This is a genomic window from Porcincola intestinalis, from assembly GCF_009696445.1.
GTDB lineage: Bacteria > Bacillota > Clostridia > Lachnospirales > Lachnospiraceae > Porcincola > Porcincola intestinalis.
Genome location: NZ_VULZ01000014.1, coordinates 26,953 through 45,010, shown reverse-complemented (window position 1 = coordinate 45,010; position 18,058 = coordinate 26,953). Strand labels below are relative to the sequence as shown.

The following is an 18,058-nucleotide window of genomic DNA, read 5'->3' as shown; positions in this document are numbered from 1 at the left end:
CATGAGGAAGAAGAGAACAGCTCTGTGGATGTATGTCCTTCTGATCGCCGGCATGGTAATCGTTGTCCTGCCGATGGTGTATATGATCAGCACCTCGCTGAAGCCGAACGGTGCTCTGTATGAGTATCCGCCGAAGTTCTTTCCAAAACTGAAGGAAATCACGCTGGAAAATTATCGGTACATTCTCTCGCAGGGCAGATTTCTGCGCAATTTTCTCAACAGCGTTCTGGTTTCCGTGAGTACGGTTGCTTTGTCGGCAGTCGTATCCTCCGCACTCGCGTTCTGTATCGCGCGGTTCCGGTTCCCGGGAAGGAGATTTTTGTTTGCGTTCATCATCCTGACGATGATCATTCCCGGAACAACGATGATTGTGCCGCAGTATGAGCTGGCCGTGAAGCTCCATACGATCAACAGCATCGGCGGGCTGATCCCCTTTTACACTGCCTGGGTCATCCCGTATTCAACATTTATGATCAAGGGATTCGTGGAGAACATTCCGCGGGAGCTGGATGAAGCGGCTTATATCGATGGCGGAAATGTGTTTACCGTGTATTTCCATGTGGTGCTTCCGCTTGCGAAGCCGGGCATTGCTTCCATCTCAATTTTTAATTTTCTGACAGCCTGGGAGGAATTCCCGTGGGCGAATACCGTAATCAACGATGACATGAAGCGGACACTTCCGATTGCCATCTCCGGGTTTTTCGGGCAGCACCAGTTCACACAGTGGGGATATGTGTTTGCCTTGTCCGTCTTCAGCCTGATTCCGATCCTCATCGTCTTCATTTCCTGTCAGAAATTCTTTGTAAAGGGACTGACGGCCGGAAGCGTGAAGGGATAACATGTGTTGCCAGGACAACATAAAAGTTGCCCATACTTCATTATAATGCCACCATACAGGAAGACAACGAAAAAAGCATAAAGGAGTGACGTATGGTGGATATGGCGGAAAGCAAGTATGTAGATGAGACGACACTGATCGGGGAGCTGGTGAGTCAGTACCCGGAGACGACGGATGTCCTGCTCGGAATCGGTATGCACTGTCTTGGCTGTCCGGCTTCCCTCGGGGAGAGCCTGCGGGATGCCTGCATGGTCCACGGTGTGGACGCGGAGGCGGTCGTGAAAGAGGTCAACAGCAAGATTGCAGAGAACAGAGGGTGAGAAGCGATGAGAGCATATCTGGGGCCGGTTCACTACTGGCTGTACAATAAAATCGGAAAACAGGAGGAGCTGACTGGAAAGCTGGCCTCCTACTCAGCGGAGAAGGGGTGGATCGGAGAGCCGGAAAGCTTTACGGCGCGCCTCCCGGAGCTGCAAAGCGTGATCGATGTCTCCAATATCCACGGATGGCTGCAGAGCCGCATCGCGGATTCCGAGACAAGGCTTGCTTCTCTGGTGAAGGGTGTGCTTTCCGGACATCCGGAGCGCATGGAGGCGCTTCTCGGCGTCGCATATGCGTTCGGACAGGACAACAGGCCGGATGCCGCTTCGGCTTCCGATATCTACCGTGCGTTTGAGGATTTCTTTGTCAACGGGATGCCGTGCGACAGGGTGAATGTTGTCGACGAAAGCTCCGATGACCAGGTTTCCTGGCATATGGCGGAGGACATCCATGCAGCCGGGTGGAACGGCGATGCGGCTGACTACTACAGGCTCCGCAGCAGTGTGATGGCGGGAATGCTGGATCGCACACCGTTTGTGCTGGATGAGAACGACGGGATGCATTACACAATCCGTAAAAGATCATGAATATCGATCAGGCCGCGGTGCGGACTGACAGGAAGAGAAATCCCCACAGGGCCCTTTGACCCTGCGGGGATTTTTTCGTCAAATTGCACGAAGCGTGTGTAGAAGCCGCTGAAACCCTGATATGCCCGGGCTCATCAGCCGGAACGCGCGCCGTCTGTCAGTGAAGAAGCGTTTGGAGAGATGCCCGTTTTCCGCGTTTCTGAAACGTCCTGCGGAATGGCCTTCGAGAAAGGCAGTCAGGAGTTTGTCTATTTTGCCATGTTGCAAAAGGAGAACCGCTGCGATATGATAGCAAGGCACGAACATACAAGATATTGTGAATACGAAAACATACATGCCTATATCTGGATATAGCAAATGAAATATGGAGGACTGCTGACAGAATAAACAGACGGCCCGGGGGTGTTTGCAGAAGAATTCCGGCAATGATGAGGTATTGTATGATGAATCAGTGGGAAGGGGCGGAGTTATCGTGGAAGAGAATGTACAGACGAACGTGATCAAGCGCAACGGAGAGGAAGTTACGTTTGACATTGAGAAGATTTTCAATGCCATCGCGAAGGCGAACAAGGAAGTGGATCCGATCCACCAGATGAGTGATGTGCAGATCCGCGCGGTGTCCGAGAACGTCGCCCGCGAGGTCCGCAAGGCGCCACATGCGGTGAATGTCGAGGACATCCAGGACATGGTCGAGACCGGCATCATGGAGATGCGCGGCTTTGAGGTGGCACAAAAGTATGTCCGCTACCGCTATAAGAGGACGCTTGCGCGCAAGTCCAACACGACGGACGATGGTATTCTGGCGCTGATCGAGCAGAACAATGAGGAAGTGAAGCAGGAGAACTCCAACAAGAACCCTGTCATCAACTCCACTCAGCGTGACTACATGGCCGGAGAGGTCAGCCGAGATCTGAGCCGCAGAATCCTGCTTCCGGAGGAAGTTGTCCGGGCGCATGAAGCGGGGATCATCCATTTTCATGATTCGGACTATTATGCGCAGAAGGAACACAACTGCGATCTGATCAATCTGGAGGATATGCTTCAGAACGGGACGGTCATCAGCGAGACACTGATTGAGAAGCCGCACAGCTTCTACACAGCGGCGAACGTTACAACGCAGATCGTCGCGCAGGTGGCATCCAACCAATACGGTGGGCAGTCCTTCACGCTGGCGCATCTGGCACCGTTTGTCGACATCAGCAGAAAGAAACTCAGAAAACAGACGGCGGAGGAGCTCCAGGCGGTTGGTGAAGAGATCGACGAGAAGAAGGTTGAGTCGATCGCGGAGATCCGTCTGAAGGATGAGGTCACAAGGGGAATCCAGACGATTCAGTATCAGCTGATCACGCTGATGACCTGCAACGGCCAGGCACCGTTTGTGACGATGTTCATGTACCTGGACGAGGTGCCGGAGGGGCAGACCAGGGAAGACCTTGCAATGCTGATTGAGGAAGTGCTCCGCCAGCGGATGCAGGGCGTCAAGAATGAGAAGGGCGTGTGGATCACGCCGGCGTTCCCGAAGCTGATCTATGTGCTGGATGAGGACAACATCACAGAGGACTCCAGGTACTGGTATCTGACGAAGCTTGCTGCAGAGTGCACAGCGAAGAGAATGGTGCCGGACTACATCTCCGCGAAGAAGATGAAGGAGCTCAAGGGGGATGTCTACCCGTGCATGGGCTGCAGAAGCTTCCTGACACCGGACAACGAGCAGCAGCCGGAAGGGCTCTGCAACGATGGAAACAAGGCAGAGGCGGGGGACTATACGCCGGGGCAGCACAAGTACTATGGCCGCTTCAATCAGGGTGTTGTCACGATCAACTTGGTCGATGTTGCCTGCTCTGCTGTCAAAGAAGCGGAGAAGGCCGGGACAGACAAGTTCGACGAATTCTGGAAGATTCTCGACGATCGGCTGGAGCTCTGCCACAGGGCACTCCGCTGCCGCCATGAAAGACTCATGGGCACTCCGTCAGATGTAGCGCCGATTCTCTGGCAGTATGGTGCGCTCGCAAGACTCAAGAAGGATGAGAAGATCGACAAGCTGCTGTTCGGCAACTACTCGACCATCAGCCTCGGCTACGCCGGCCTGTATGAGATGTGCGTGGAGATGACCGGAAAGAGCCACACCGACGAGGAGGCAAAACCATTTGCGCTGAAGGTCATGCAGACGCTGAATGACTACTGCATGAAGTGGAGAAAAGCGGAGAATATCAGCTACTCGCTCTACGGTACGCCGATGGAATCCACAACATACAAGTTTGCAAAGTGTCTGCAGAAGCGGTTTGGCATCATCAAGGATGTCACGGATCACAACTACATCACCAACAGCTACCATGTGAATGTCAGGGAGAAGATCGACGCGTTCCGCAAGCTGGAGTTCGAGTCGGAGTTCCAGAAGCTCTCCCCGGGCGGCGCAATCAGCTATGTGGAAGTGCCGAACCTGCAGGATAACATTCCGGCGGTGCTTTCGGTTATGCAGTTCATCTATGAGAACATCATGTATGCGGAGCTCAACACCAAGAGCGATTACTGCGAAGTCTGCGGATATGATGGGGAGATTCAGATCCACGAGGACGAGCACGGGAAGCTGATCTGGGTCTGCCCGAACTGCGGCAATACCGACCAGACCAAGATGTCCGTCGCAAGACGTACCTGTGGTTATATCGGAACCCAGTTCTGGAACCAGGGAAGAACACAGGAGATCAAGGACAGGGTGCTGCATCTGTAATCGTGCGCACGCAGGTGCGGGGGACAACAGTATCTGAATCACTATATGAATGATGGGAACAGGCGCCCGATTGAAGCGGGCGCCTGTTTCTTCAGGTTTGAAACAGGCCGGGGGTGGCATGCAGATGCCTGATTGAACCGGGCAGGCGCAGAGGTGCGGAAGCTGTGAGAGTGCAGCGCCGGGCGCAGGGGTAAGGAAGCTGTGAGAGTGCAGCGTCAGGCGCGGGTGGGATGGCGCCCGGGAGACGTAAGAACAACGGGAGTGGAGAAGCGATATGTACTACGCAAATATCAAAGGAGTCGATGTTGCCGACGGACCGGGCGTGAGGGTCAGCCTGTTTGTGTCAGGCTGCCGGCATCACTGCAGGGAGTGCTTCAATGCGATGGCCTGGGATTTCCAGTATGGAAAACCTTATACGGAAGAGACGCAGGCGGAGCTTCTACGGCTGTTGAGCCCAGCGTATATCCAGGGACTGACGCTCCTGGGCGGGGAGCCCTTTGAGCCGGAGAACCAGCATGTGCTGGTGAAACTGCTCAGAAAGGTCAGGGAAACGTATCCAAAGAAAGATATCTGGTGCTACACCGGATATACCTATGAGGAGGATCTTCTGAGCGACAGCGTATCCAGCACAGGGGTGAAGGTCCGGACGGAAGTTACAGATGAAATGCTTTCCTATATTGACTGTCTGGTGGATGGCGAGTTTGTACTGGAGAAGAAGGATTCCACGCTCCTGTTTCGCGGGAGCAGCAATCAGCGCCTGATCGGGCTTCACGGGTATCAGGTCCCGGATGAGCGGAAGCGGGATCATGAGATCAAGCACTATGAGGGTGTTTACATCCCGACCAGGACTGCGCCGTAAGAGAGGCCGGATGTGCCCGGAAGCGGCGGAAGGTGAGCGATGCCGCATGAATCCGGAGAGCGGCGGGCAAGGTGAGCGATGCCGGGCAATGATTCGGTGGCGGGACAGTTTTGCGGCGAAGGCTTTGCGGCGAACCGGCATAATTGCAGGATGGCTGGTTTACAGAAACCGGCTGAAATAGTAGAATATCCGGAGTGTGAAAATATAAGGCGGGGGTTCTTTCAGGTCGTCAGCTGAGGCGTCTGTGCGGAAGTTCAGGCCCGCGTCAGGAGGTAGAGTATGATGCAGTCGCGTACGCACACATGTGGCGAGCTTCGCATTGGGGACGTTGGCAAGACGGTCACGCTTGCGGGCTGGCTTGAGAATATGCGTGTTGTTTCTGCCGGTCTTGCGTTCGTTGTTGTGAGAGATTTTTACGGAACCACGCAGGTCGTTGCCGAGACAGAAGAGATGGTAAGACTCTTCAAGGATATCACGAAGGAATCCACGATCCAGGTGACCGGGACGGTCCGGGAGAGAAGCTCCAAGAATAAAAAGCAGGCAACTGGCGAGATTGAGGTTGTCCCGCAGAAGGTGACAGTGCTTGGAAAGTGCTTCCATAGCGAACTCCCCTTTGAGATCAACCGCAGCCGTGAGGCGGATGAGTCCCAGCGGCTGAAATACCGCTATCTGGATCTTCGCAACCCGGAGGTGAAGAAGAACATTATCCTTCGATGCCAGGTTGTGGCGGCGCTCAGGCAGGCAATGACGGATCATGGCTTCATGGAGATCACGACGCCGATCCTGACAGCCTCCAGCCCGGAAGGCGCGAGAGACTACCTGGTTCCGGCCAGGAAGCACCCCGGGAAGTTCTATGCGCTGCCGCAGGCTCCGCAGCAGTTCAAGCAGCTGCTCATGACAGCTGGCTTTGATCGTTATTTCCAGATTGCCCCCTGCTTCCGCGATGAGGATGCCCGCGGGGACCGCTCGCCGGGTGAGTTCTATCAGCTGGATATGGAGATGGCATTTGCAAGCCAGGAGGATGTATTCCAGGTGATGGAGGATGTCCTTCCGCCGGTGTTTGCGAAATACGGCACCTACGACAGAGCGTCTGAGGCTCCGTTTCTCCGGATTCCATACAGGGAAGCGATGGAGAAGTATGGGACAGACAAGCCGGATCTGAGAATTGATCTGTATGTGCAGGATGTGACCGATGTGCTGGGCGGCTGCGGCTTCGGGCCGTTTGAGAGCGGTGTCGTCAAAGCGGTCGTGGTGAGCGGGTTCAATGAGACCAGAAAGTTCATCGACAAGACGCTGGCCGGCGTTGAAGTCCAGGCAGGTGACAAGCCATACTGGTTCCGTGTGGACGAGCAGGGTGAGCTGGTCGGAGGCATTTCAAAGTTTGTCAAGCCGATCAAGGAGCAGGTATTTGAAAAGCTGAATCTGAAGCCGGGTGACTTCGTTGCGCTTTCGGCAGGAAAACTTTCCCAGGCGCAGAAGACAGCAGGTGTTCTGGTCAAGACGCTTGGTGCGGCAGTTCCTGGACATATGGATAAGGAACAGTATGCGTTCTGCTGGATCGTGGACTTCCCGATGTATGAGATCGGCGAGGAGTCCGGAGAGCTGGAGTTCTGTCATAATCCATTCTCCATGCCGAGCGGCGGGCTTGAAACCTTGCTGAAGGCGGAGAGAGGCGAAATCGATCCGCTGTCGATCATGGCAGACCAGTACGATATCGTGTGCAACGGCATCGAACTTTCATCCGGAGCGGTCCGGAACCATGATCCGGAAATCATGGTCAAGGCGTTTGAGATGGTCCGCCTCGGTGAGGAAGATGTCAAGAAGAGATTCCCGGCGATGTACAATGCCTTCACCTATGGGGCACCGCCTCATGCTGGCATCGCACCGGGCATCGACCGCATGGTGATGCTGCTGGCAGGCGAGGATTCCATCCGGGAAGTCATTCCGTTCCCGATGAATAAAACTGCGCAGGATGTCATGATGGGGGCGCCCTCCGAGGTGACGCAGCAGCAGCTGGATGAGCTTCACATCCGGTGCACGGCTGAGGAGGATGAAGAAGCCGAGTAACAGGAAATACAGAAGACATGAAAGCGGCAGAGAGAATCAGGCTCTGCCGCTCTGTTGTCTATGGTGGGGCGGCAGTTCCGGCAGAAATGAAGGAAGAACGATATGCAGAATCAACATGAAGATCAGACAAGGCAGCAGTATATTCGGATGACGCAGACGCCCATCGGAAAGCTGATCGGAACGCTGGCGATCCCGACGATCATCAGCATGCTCGTGACAAACATCTACAATACTGCAGACACGTACTTTGTCTCACGGCTCGGGACATCTGCCTCAGGGGCGGTTGGAATTGTCTTCGCGTTCATGACCTTTTATCAGGCCATCGGATTCATGTGCGGACATGGCGCAGGAAGCTTCGTTGCACGGTTTCTCGGGGCGAAGAGCCCTGACAAGGCAAAGATGTTCGCGGCGAGTACATTTTTCCTGTCCTCCCTTCTGGGAACGCTTTTGTCGCTGGCCTTCTATCTGAACCTGAACAGAGTTCTGTATTTTCTGGGCAGCACCGAGACCATCCTGCCGTATGCCCGGCAGTATGCCGTCTGGATTCTGATTGCCGGCCCGTTTCTGTCCGCAAGCTGCACGCTGAACAATCTGCTCCGCTATGAGGGCAGGGCGATGTACGCGATGATCGGCCTGACAACCGGCGGAATCCTGAATATGATCGGTGATCCGATCCTGATGTTCGGCTTCGGGATGGGGGTGTCAGGTGCCGGGCTGTCTACCTGCCTCTCGCAGATCGTCAGTTTTCTGATTCTTCTTTCCATGTTCTGCATCCATATCACCGTCACAGATGTCTCGCCGCGCCGTATCAGCACGGAGCTTTCCACGTACTGGGAGATCATGAAGGTCGGTTCTCCCAGTCTTCTGCGCCAGGGACTGAATGCGGCCAGCACCATCCTGCTGAATCAGCAGGCGAAGGTGTACGGTGATCCGGCCATTGCTGCGATGAGTATCGTAGGCAGAATGAGCTTCTTCATCGGGGCCTGTGCGATCGGAACCGGGCAGGGTATGCAGCCTGTCATTTCCTTCAACTATGGAGCACGGAAGTACAAGCGTGTCCGCGAAAGCTTCCATTTCACAGTGAAAATGGCCGCAGCCCTGTTGTCTGTGTTTGCCGTCGTCTGCATGATTTTTGCCCGGCCGATTATCACCTGGTTCCGCGACGATCCGGAGGTGATTGAAATCGGAACCGTCGCTCTGAGGTGGGCCTGTGTGTCCGCACTGTTCCAGCCGCTGTCGGTTCCGATTAACATGATGTTCCAGAGCATCGGGAAAAGCGGAAGGGCGCTTTTTCTCTCCGCGCTTCGAACAGGGCTCTGTTTCATTCCGCTGATTGAGATCCTTCCGCTTTATCTCGGCCTGACAGGAATTGAGATCGCGCAGCCGGTTTCAGATATCACCGCTGCCCTGATCTCAGTCCCGTTCGCGGTTTCATTTCTGAGGCAGCAGAAGGCAAGGAAGGAGCCGGGTGAGATTCAGGCGGCGCCGGTCCCTGAGAAGAAGGAATGCTGAAAAAAGGGTGGAAGGCAAGACAGGAGCAGATTGGGGGAAGAATGAAGATAGAATGAAGACAGAATGAAGACAGCAGAAGGGCGCAGTTTGCCCCTGTCCGGGAATGATGGTAGAATGCTTCTGTCGGTGCAGGCTTGGCTCTTAGGCGGAAGTGTCCGGTTGACTGGAGGACTGGGAAAGGCAGGCACAGACGTTTCAGTGAGAACAGAAAGGGCAGCCCTTCAGGCTGCAGGATGACAGCCGGATGTGTCTGCAGCTGGCTGAGGTTCGCAGAGAGGAATAGAGATATGGTGAAGATTGGAGTCCTCGGAGCAGGTACATGGGGAATGGCACTTGCCAGAATGCTTTCAAACATGGGCTATGATGTGATGGTGTGGTCTGCACTTCCGAAGGAAGTGGAGGAATACAGCAGGACAAGGAGGCACCCGAATCTGCCGGGCATGATCATTCCGGATTCGATCGTCTTTACAAAGGACATCGAGGAGGTCTGCACGGGAAAGGATATCCTTCTTTTTGCAGTTCCCTCTGTCTTTGTCCGGTCAACAGCAAGGACGGCGGCTCCGTATATCCCGGATGGGCAGGTGATTGTCGATGTTGCGAAGGGAATTGAGCCGGATACGCTGTTTACCCTGACGCAGGTGATCGGAGATGAGCTTGGCAAAGATGGAAAGCATCCGTCTGTCAGGCTGGTCGCGCTGTCCGGTCCGACCCATGCGGAGGAGGTCTCGCTGGATCTGCCGACAACGATTGTTGCGTCCTGCACAGATATGAAGACGGCAGAGTATGTCCAGAAGGTCTTTATGAATGACGTCATGCGTGTCTATACAAACGATGATGTGCTGGGGATAGAACTCTGCGGGGCCTTGAAGAATATCATTGCACTTGCGTCCGGGATCGCACTCGGGCTTGGATATGGTGACAACACGAAGGCAGCACTGATCACACGCGGCATGCATGAGATTACGATGCTCGGCCTGAAGATGGGATGCAAGGCAGAGACCTTCTATGGCTTGGCTGGAATCGGAGACCTGATTGTCACGGCTACTTCCGAACACTCCAGAAACAATCGCTGCGGGCATCTGATCGGGCAGGGAATGACACCAGACCAGGCGGTGAAGAAGGTTGGGATGGTTGTCGAAGGCATCAATGCCATTCCGGCAGCACTGGAGCTGGAGAAAAAGTACGGGGTAGAGATGCCGCTCGTTGATGCAGTCGATGCTGTGATCAACCATGGGGCGGACCCGAAGGAGACGGTTCGGAACCTGATGACTCGGCCGCCGAAGTCCGAGCAGGACTATATCCGCTCCTGACAACGGTGCGGGCAGGGGCTACATCGCTGCCTGATGCCGGGGAGGCGTACACGTCTGCATGGCTTCCTCGGAGAGCAGTCTTCGGACATAGCGTCCCATATCGCTGCTGATCAGATGGTCCAGAAGCTCGCTCCCTCCTCCGCGGACAGAAACTTCCGGAAGGTACAGACGGACGGTTCTGTCCATCAGCGGACTGAGAGACAAGGCTTCCATATCCTTTTCATACTGCGAGATCTTTGCACGGGACAATGGATCGGGAAGTACAGGCATGTAGATGTGGGCGGCGGATGAAAGAAGGTCAGGGATATCGGACGGCTCACTTCCGATATCAAGGACGATCGCCTGATACTCCATCAAAGCTGCGGTGGAAGTGAGAAAGGAGATCCATTCTCCGGCATGGATTTCTCTCAGGTCGCCGGGAAAGAAGGCCGGAGGAATGTAGTCGGCGTTCCGAAGCGGACGGATGACATGTTCAAGTTTCATTGGAAGACTCCCTTCATTTTTTCTGGAAAGGTAGACGAGGTCGGTCAGGTCAGACCGGTATGTCTGGCCGAAAAGGGCTTCAAAGCCGCTGTAATTTTCCAGATTCAGGTAGAGAGTCTTCTTTTTTTCACCCAGAATTTCTGAGAGGGTCAGTGAGAAGAGCGTTTTTCCGCAGCGGGCGATCGGAGAGTGGACAGCGTAGATGGATGTGCCGATTTCCTGAAGCTTCTTGGAGAGTCCCAGGCGGCCTTCTGTGTAATAGCTCATGACCTCCCGGGCGATATTCTCGGAAGACTGGTACTTTCGGATGGACGGGTAGGAAATGGATGGTGCAGTGTCTTCCTCATCGGGAATATGAAGGAAGTCGTCCGGGGAAGCTTCGAGCTGGCGCTCAAACTCCTCGCTGTCGCTTAGCAGCAGAATTCGTCTGATATTCAGTTCCTTGACCTTTTCATTCAGCGCCTGTCTCGAAATCAGGAGAATTTCGATCGGGTGTGAGCCGGCGTAGATCGAGAGACTGTCAAGGTTTGTGAAGGCGAGAATCTCGAAGGGGACAGTCTTTCTTTCGGTGAGATAGTTCGCGAGCCGGACGACATAATGCTCATCCAGATCGCAGATCGCAAAGATTTTTTTGGATTCTGTCATAAGACCTCCTCTGGTGATGGTGAGAGACGCTCATGGAAACTGCGCCCGCAGGGTGAGAAACAGAAGTGCCAGAAAGATCGGGACGGAGAAGCAGAATTCCGCGTCTGCTGTCCCAGCTCCGCGATAACGGCTCAGGCAGGGATGAGAGGGCGTAGAGCTGGCATGCGCTGCCCCGGAAAGATGGACATTTGAACAAGATGGGCTGGAGTGCGAAACGGCAGGAAGACTGGCCGGGAAAGTCTGGCGGCTGCGGAGGACGGACATCAGCTCACACAGGTACGTCCGTAGAAACAAGAACCGCCGGTATCCGTTGCGGTGACGAACCAGGACGAAAAGGGCATAGAGGGCACCGATCAGGACAGAAGTCCGAATCACGCTCCACACGGCTCCGGCGCCCAGAAACAGCCCGGCGACGGACAGCAGCTTGACGTCGCCTCCTCCGATCATACCAAGGAGAGCGGGAAGCCCGAAGAGAAGATATGGTAGCAGAAGGCCCAGGATACAGCTGGCTGGATCTGGCTGAGCGGGATGGAAAACAGGAAGGTGAATCCGGGAGAACGTGCTCAAGGCAGTTCCGTTGGAGGATAGGAGCAGCGTGGCGGAGCCGCACAGAAGTCCGCAGAGTATGAAGGAATTCGGGATTTTTCCGGTTCTCAGGTCATGAAGGGTGCAGGCCATTGTAAAGGAGAGCAGGAACATCAGGTCGGACGGGAGCATGTTTGTTTACCTCATATCGATGTTTGACGCGATTTTTCAGCGGTGCGATAATGAACTGGCTTTTGCAGGAATAAAGGGAGGGAGTATCGGACGATGAGCAGAGAGAGCAGCCCGGAGCAGGAGAAATATCGGCTGTACAGCAGATATGCAGCGACAAGGCCCTACAAAGACATGGGAGCGCTGAAGCCCAGACATACAATGAGGAATGTGCTGATCCTTATGGCGGTTCTGACGGTTGCATTTTTCTGCTGGGAAGGCCGCCTGCAGATCCGTACGACTCTGCAAAGGGGATGGGAGAGCGCCGGGAAGCTGATTCGTCATGTGGAGCATAACGCGGCCGGTCCTCACATGGGTGAGACAGGCGGAATCGAGACGGAAAGTGGCATGATGATCGGCGCGGAGACAGAGTCGGAGCCGGAGACGGTACCGGAGACAGAGGTCCCATTTTCACCGCACGCGGTGGAATCAACCAAGCCTTCCAACTTCATTGCATCGACAGGGATTGAAGTGAATGGGACAGTCCTGGATGATCCGGCGGCTTATGTATCTGATACGGATATTCAGTTCGGGATGCCGCAGGATTATACAGATGTGGACGGAATTGTGACCTTTCGGGGAAATAACTTCCGTGACAATCCGACGTATGGCCATGCGGATATCCGGGACGCCTCCATTGAAGGAGTCTGGACCCAGCAGACCGGTGCCCTGACTGTCGGGTCGGCAACCTGGACCGGATCCGGATGGACTGGACAGCCGCTTCTCAGGCGGTGGAGCCGAAGTCAGAAGAAGAACATGGCGATGTATGACTGGGCGAAGGAGAAGGACGATCTGGTCGAAGTCATCTATGCCTGCATGGACGGTTATGTCTATTTCCTGGACATGGAAACGGGGGAGAAGACAAGGGATCCGCTCTATCTTGGATGGACCTTCAAGGGCGCGGGGGCACTTGATCCCAGAGGATATCCGATCCTGTATGTCGGCGCCGGATATGACAGCAATGAAGGAACAGCTCATGCCTTCATCGTTAATCTGGTAGACATGAGCATCATGTATGAATTCGGGGCGATCGATGAATTCTCACTCAGGGGGAACCTGAGCTACTTTGATTCGTCTCCGCTTGTGGATGCGGAAACCGATACATTGATCTGGCCTGGAGAAAATGGCATCCTGTATCTTTTCCATCTGAATACCGTATATGACCAGACCACAGGACAGATTTCGATCAATCCGGATAAGGTGGTCAAATGGCACTACATGGGGACAAGAACGAGCGTGCAGCAGTACTGGCTTGGAATGGAGGACAGCTGCGATATATACAAGGGCTATCTGTTTGTCGCGGACAATGGCGGCAACCTGATGTGCATGGATCTGCACACGCTGCAGCTGGTCTGGGTCCAGGATACGCTGGATGATACCAACGACACCCCTGTACTGTCGGCTGAGGATGGGCATTTGTATCTGTACATATCGACATCCTTTCATATAGGGTGGCGGAGCAATACGACCGCTCCGATTCCGATCTGGAAGATTGATGCGGAGACAGGTGAAATCATCTGGAAGCGGGAATATGACTGCTATTCCCAGAAGGGGGTATCCGGCGGTGTCCAGTCGACAATCGCGGTTGGCCGGGACAGTCTGGATGACAACATCTATGTGACAGTCGCGATGACGGGCACACCATCGGGCGGTGTGCTGGCCTGCCTGGATAAAAAGACAGGAGAGGTCAAATGGGAACACAAGGCATTCTATGCATGGTCTTCCCCTGCCTGTGTTTACAACGAGGATGGAACCGGGTATGTGATCTACGCAAGCTGCGGCGGGAGGATGTACCTGCTGGATGGGAAGACAGGTGCGCAGTTCACACAGTTCGAACTGAGTGAGGGGGCAATTGAAGCATCCCCGGCTGTCTATAACAACTATGTTATCATCGGGACGAGATCGAGTAAGATTTGGGGATTGAAACTTCACTGAGATGATTTCGGAAGGCGCACCTGCGGGTGCGCCTTTTTGTGAAGATGACCGCTCATCATCGAGTGCAGAGCATGAGATGACGGCGGAGCCGTTGCTGTCAGACAGAGGAGAGGGACAGATCCGGGTCGGACAGACGGGTCAGCATGAAGCGAAACGCATCAAGATACCGCTGCTTGTCCATGCTGTACAGGATCTGGGAGGTGCACACTTCTCCGGAGCCGGCAGCCGTTACGACAGTTTTGCCAAGTACGGGACCTTCCTCTGTCACACAGGACAGATGGGCGGGGTGTGCCTGGGCGGCTTCCGGATGAAGAAAGCAGACAGCAGTTGCCAGATCATAGATACAGACGTTGTGGTGCCCTCCCCAGCCTTTTCGCGAATGGCGAATAAAGCGGATGATCGGAACGGCAAGGTTTTCCGTCACGCCGCCACGGCTTTGAAAGGTGTCTATCAGGGCATCCAGCTCCGGAAACTCCAGGGCAGCAGGTTGAAGACCATCGAGCCCACAGAGCAGAAGCGGGATGCCGGAGTGAAGCACCTCATCGCAGGCGTCCGGGTCGACCCAGGCGTTGAACTCTGCCTGCTCTGTCACATTGCCGCTTTTCGCGCTTCCGCCCATGATGGCCAGGTTTTTAACCAGACTTTTCAGGTCCGGATGCTTCCGGAGTGCGAGGGCAAGGTTGGTCAGCGGGCCGAGAGCTAGAATTTCGAGATTCCCCTTCTCCTGGACGGCAGTTTCGTAGATTCTCTCCCACGCCGGCAGAGGGTCAGGAGACGCTTTCGGGGTTTTGCTCAGTCCGCCGAGGCCGTCATTCCCATGGACCGTTGTGACGCGCCCGGGGGAAAGAACTAGTGGACGATCCGCTCCTCTTGACACAAGGGTGTGGGAAAGTCCGAGGACTTCCTTCAGATACAGAGCATTCTCCAGCGTATGGTTTAGACCGACATTGCCGGCAACAGCAGTGATGGCAGTGATTTGGACCAAGGGATCTGCAGCGCAGAGCATGATCGCAAGTGCGTCATCCACGCCGGGATCTGTATCGATCAGGATCTTACGGGCAGGATGGGTGCAGGAGTCGGATTCTTTATGCTGATGAATTGTGTTCATATCTTCAAGCATCTCTGATTTGTCTCCTTTTCGTCATTTTTGCATTATTGTAGCGTGCAGTCTGCAAGTCGTCAAACGATCCGGGGGCAGCTGTCTCAGAAACTCTCAGAAACTGAGCATTGCCGGCACCATCATGATGAGCATGACGTCGACAAACATCAGAAGCATCGGGAAGAGCATCCGCATGGATGCCCGTTCACCCATCTTTCTGGCGGCGGTCCGATGCTGCTGCAGCGAGAGGAAGGCTTCTTTTTCAAGAAGAGCGGTCAGACCGCTGGAACCTTTGCGGAGATTCTGGGCGAGCAGGGATCCAAGCTTGATATAAGTCGGAAGTCCGCAGCGCCTGCCAAAGTTTTCATAGGCGGTCTCCTCCGGTACGCCATCTGTTATCTCGCGCAGCAGAATCCGGATCTCCCCATATACCGGATGGGCAGATTCAGGACGGGACTTCTTTATCTCCAGAAATCTATTCTGCGCAGCTGGGTGTTGAATGCTGTCTTTTCCGGCTCCAGATGGCAGAGATGAGCCGTGCTGCAGAGCATCTTGCTGGCTGCAGATCCGGGAGAAGGCCCCTTTGATGGTAAGACCTGCGCCGATCAGCAGGGTGAGTTTAAAGAGAAGCTCGGAGTAGTCCAGGTCGAGCATTTCCCGTCTTCTTTTTGCCAGTTCTTTCATCTTTTCATCTTTCTGAAACCAGAAAAGGGCAGGGAGGAGGATCGTGAGGATGAAGAGAATCGTGAGAAAGGGACCTTCCGGACGGCTCCAGGCCAGCGGAGTATTTCCGGCATACGCGGGAAGCTGGATCTGGTCGGAGGTGGGATCTGAGCTGTCAGCTGCCCGAAGGGCTGTATCCAGGTCGGCGGAAAACTGCTCCCTGTCTGTGAGGGCGGGAGGGAAGACAACCGCTGCATAGCGGCAGATCCGCTCAAGCTCCTGCACCTTGAGAGTTGCTTCGATGGTCACAGGTGTACCGTTTTCTGTCAGATTCCCGACGATCGCACCGCTGCTATCATCAATGACGCCGTAGGGAGAGATGGTGTACTCTGCTGAAATGACGCCATCCAGCAGGGACGCAGGAAGCCTGAGTGGGTAACGGATATCGTCCAGTGATTCATTTCTCCCCGGGAGCTGTTTCTGAAGCTGCGTCTCAGCCTGATCCAGAAGCGCCTGTGCCTGTTTGGAGGTATATGCTTTCGGGCTGATCCGGATCGTGACGCGCTCTGATTCCTTCTCTCCTGCGGCGGTCAGATTCAAGGTCTCCTCAAGGGACGCTTCTCCGTAGCCCGGGCGTGTTATCAGGTTGGATGGGATGCCACGGTTCTGCCGGGCGCTGTACAAAGCCCCGAAAAGAAGAGCCGCGCCCATCAGGGAGGAGATAAAAAGTGTGAAAGAGATCTTCTCCAGATAGTAGGTGCGGGTACTGTCCTTCTGGTGGCAGGACACAGCATCCACAGCATCTGTCAGCTTCAGCTTTCTTCCACGGGGAACGAAGTGGTCATACAGAAAGACAGAAAGCTTTCGGAAGGGATGAAGCCGCAGGAAAAAAGAACGGATCTGTGATGAAAAACGAGGTTTGTTCTCCATGGTTTTCCTTTCAGGAATGAACTTATATCTGGATCTTCATAACCTTCCGTCCCCAGAGAAAAGCAATTCCATAGAGACCGAGGCAGACGGTCATAACCAGTCTTCCGGCGGCTGTACAGTAACAGACTTCCAGAAAATCGGGGGATGTAAGGTTGACATAGGCGATGATCAGAATCGGGACAAGGCTCATGATTTTCTGCTCCAGTACTTTTCCGGAGATGTCTGCCTCGATCTGTTCACGAGTCTCTGATTTCTCCTGTATATCGGAAACAGTATTCCGGATGATCAGCATCAGGTCGCCTCCGGTTCGCTTGGCTGTCTGGAAGACCTCCGAAAAGTTCCGGATATCATCGATATGGCTGCGTGCTGACAGATCTGCCAGCGCTTTCTCAATCGGAATGCTGACATCAAGCTGTGAGATGATTCGTCTGAATTCCTTGACGATAAACGAGTCAGAAGGGTATATTTTTTTCAGTTCCGGGAGGGATTCACGGAAGGCATTTTCGACTGCGTATCCTGCCTGAAGAGAGGCATTGACCAGCTGCATACCGGTTGTAAATTCACGGAGCATCTGGATTTTCCGCTTTTCAAGCAGGCTTTCCTTTCGGGCTTTCAGGAAGAACGGGATACCTGGCAGGAAGAGTGCTGCCGGCAGGAGGGAGTGGTAAAACAGCCAGGAGACCAGGAAACACAGGCACAGATATGCCAGAATATTTTCGAGACGCTCACGCCGGCTGAACAGATAGGTTCCATAGTCACGGGGCCTCCGGAGGAGAGACGGAGCAGTCTCTGTCCTGAATGCCCGCGCGTGCCGGGGAGGCGACAGTGAAAGGCTGGGTGAATATGGATTGCCGGGCTGCCTGGGCTTCCGGGCCGCCTGCCGAGGGGTTCGTGGAGGAGGGCTGTTCTTCATCATACTTCGGGAGCGCTCGGGCATGGGGAGTTACTCCTTTCTACATATCTTCAGTGCTGATGCCGGCCCGGCGGAGCTTCTGAGTATGAGACAGACATCCGACTTTCTTGAGCCTGCCGGTCAGCCGGCCGTCTTTATCCTCTCCGCTTTCTTCGAATTCAAAGAGCGGATGCGTCCGGATTTCGCTGGAGGGAATGTCATATCCATCGATTTCAAGAATTTCCAGAACCTTCCGGCTCTTGTCGCGCATGCGGGAGAGATGCACCATGATGTCGATGCCGGATGCAATCTGTCTGCGGATTGCCGGGATTGGAATGGACAAGCCCATCAGAACCATGGTTTCAAGGCGAGAAAGCATGTCCTGCGGACTGTTTCCGTGACCGGTGCTGAGGCTGCCGTCATGTCTTGGATTTTC

15 protein-coding genes are annotated in these 18,058 nt (G+C 54.6%); 9 read left to right on the top strand and 6 right to left on the bottom strand.

The features are described 5' to 3' along the window. The first annotated feature begins 1 nt into the window (after position 1). The 8 genes from FYJ35_RS11910 to FYJ35_RS11875 all read left to right on the top strand — a co-directional run bounded on the left by FYJ35_RS11910 (position 2) and on the right by FYJ35_RS11875 (position 10,222). Positions 2-838, top strand: a complete 837-nt coding sequence (locus FYJ35_RS11910) for a carbohydrate ABC transporter permease (protein ID WP_154526817.1) — start codon at positions 2-4, stop codon at positions 836-838. A gap of 92 nt (positions 839-930) precedes the next feature. Then, positions 931-1,158, top strand: a complete 228-nt coding sequence (locus FYJ35_RS11905; protein WP_235906562.1) for a DUF1858 domain-containing protein — start codon at positions 931-933, stop codon at positions 1,156-1,158. A gap of 6 nt (positions 1,159-1,164) precedes the next feature. Continuing rightward, the gene (locus FYJ35_RS11900; protein WP_154526815.1) at positions 1,165-1,746 is read left to right on the top strand and encodes a hypothetical protein; all 582 of its coding nucleotides are present in this window, start codon (positions 1,165-1,167) and stop codon (positions 1,744-1,746) included. 472 nt (positions 1,747-2,218) lie between these two features. Continuing rightward, a complete protein-coding gene (gene nrdD, locus FYJ35_RS11895) occupies positions 2,219-4,474 on the top strand; it encodes an anaerobic ribonucleoside-triphosphate reductase (protein WP_328597083.1) in 2,256 nt (751 codons plus the stop codon). A gap of 274 nt (positions 4,475-4,748) precedes the next feature. Continuing rightward, the gene (gene nrdG, locus FYJ35_RS11890; protein ID WP_154526813.1) at positions 4,749-5,333 is read left to right on the top strand and encodes an anaerobic ribonucleoside-triphosphate reductase activating protein; all 585 of its coding nucleotides are present in this window, start codon (positions 4,749-4,751) and stop codon (positions 5,331-5,333) included. Between the two features lie 279 nt (positions 5,334-5,612). After that, positions 5,613-7,400: an aspartate--tRNA ligase gene (gene aspS / locus FYJ35_RS11885; RefSeq protein WP_154526811.1), complete on the top strand. Its 1,788-nt coding sequence runs from the start codon at positions 5,613-5,615 to the stop codon at positions 7,398-7,400. Between the two features lie 102 nt (positions 7,401-7,502). Continuing rightward, entirely contained in the window at positions 7,503-8,912 is a 1,410-nt protein-coding gene (locus FYJ35_RS11880) for an MATE family efflux transporter (RefSeq protein WP_154526809.1), read from the top strand. Between the two features lie 287 nt (positions 8,913-9,199). Further along, the gene (locus FYJ35_RS11875; protein WP_154526807.1) at positions 9,200-10,222 is read left to right on the top strand and encodes an NAD(P)H-dependent glycerol-3-phosphate dehydrogenase; all 1,023 of its coding nucleotides are present in this window, start codon (positions 9,200-9,202) and stop codon (positions 10,220-10,222) included. A gap of 18 nt (positions 10,223-10,240) precedes the next feature. Here FYJ35_RS11875 and FYJ35_RS11870 read toward each other — a convergent pair whose 3' ends face one another. Both FYJ35_RS11870 and FYJ35_RS11865 read right to left on the bottom strand, forming a co-directional pair. Then, a complete protein-coding gene (locus FYJ35_RS11870) occupies positions 10,241-11,350 on the bottom strand; it encodes a P-loop NTPase family protein (RefSeq protein WP_154526805.1) in 1,110 nt (369 codons plus the stop codon). A 30-nt stretch (positions 11,351-11,380) separates the two neighbouring features. Further along, complete coding sequence (locus FYJ35_RS11865) at positions 11,381-12,067, bottom strand: prepilin peptidase (RefSeq protein WP_154526803.1); 687 nt, start codon at positions 12,065-12,067, stop codon at positions 11,381-11,383. A gap of 93 nt (positions 12,068-12,160) precedes the next feature. Between FYJ35_RS11865 and FYJ35_RS11860 the strand changes: the two genes are divergently transcribed. After that, a complete protein-coding gene (locus FYJ35_RS11860; RefSeq protein WP_235906561.1) occupies positions 12,161-14,038 on the top strand; it encodes an outer membrane protein assembly factor BamB family protein in 1,878 nt (625 codons plus the stop codon). Positions 14,039-14,135: 97 nt separating this feature from the next. On the opposite strand, the gene FYJ35_RS11855 is transcribed toward FYJ35_RS11860, so the two are convergent. From FYJ35_RS11855 to FYJ35_RS11840, 4 genes are all read right to left on the bottom strand, one after another. Further along, on the bottom strand, positions 14,136-15,158 hold the full coding sequence (locus FYJ35_RS11855) for a nucleoside hydrolase (RefSeq protein ID WP_154526801.1): 1,023 nt from the start codon (positions 15,156-15,158) through the stop codon (positions 14,136-14,138). A gap of 93 nt (positions 15,159-15,251) precedes the next feature. Further along, positions 15,252-16,730, bottom strand: a complete 1,479-nt coding sequence (locus FYJ35_RS11850; RefSeq protein ID WP_154526799.1) for a hypothetical protein — start codon at positions 16,728-16,730, stop codon at positions 15,252-15,254. 22 nt (positions 16,731-16,752) lie between these two features. After that, on the bottom strand, positions 16,753-17,301 hold the full coding sequence (locus FYJ35_RS14460; protein WP_205839826.1) for a type II secretion system F family protein: 549 nt from the start codon (positions 17,299-17,301) through the stop codon (positions 16,753-16,755). A gap of 382 nt (positions 17,302-17,683) precedes the next feature. Next, the gene (locus tag FYJ35_RS11840) at positions 17,684-18,001 is read right to left on the bottom strand and encodes a hypothetical protein (protein WP_154526795.1); all 318 of its coding nucleotides are present in this window, start codon (positions 17,999-18,001) and stop codon (positions 17,684-17,686) included. Between the last annotated feature and the right edge of the window lie 57 nt (positions 18,002-18,058).